The 252-nt window shown below is 70.2% G+C and carries 1 pseudogene; it reads right to left on the bottom strand.

Annotation, left to right across the window (positions count from 1 at the left end):
• Positions 1–114 precede the first annotated feature (114 nt).
• A pseudogene (locus JHD73_RS28900) lies at positions 115–252 on the bottom strand (MATE family efflux transporter); the annotation flags it as partial.

Genomic DNA, 252 nt, shown 5'->3' with positions numbered 1-252 from the left:
CCCCCCCCCCCCCCCCCCCCCCCCCCCCCCCCCCCCCCCCCCCCCCCCCCCCCCTTTTCAAGCAGAAGACGGCATACGCGATCAGGCGCCATGTCTCGTGGGCTCGGAGATGTGTATAAGAGACAGCACCACGCTCGCCCGCAACGCCTGTGCATCCCCCGCGCCATGCGCCTGCGACACCAGCCCCGTGGTGCCCATGCGCAAAAAGCCGAAGCCCCAGAACACAAAGTTGAAGAACACCCCGCCCAGCGC

Source organism: Ralstonia sp. ASV6, from assembly GCF_016429285.1.
Lineage (GTDB): Bacteria > Pseudomonadota > Gammaproteobacteria > Burkholderiales > Burkholderiaceae > Ralstonia > Ralstonia flaminis.
The sequence above is the reverse complement of the archived record's forward strand: the minus strand, read 5'-3'. Positions and strand labels throughout refer to the sequence as shown.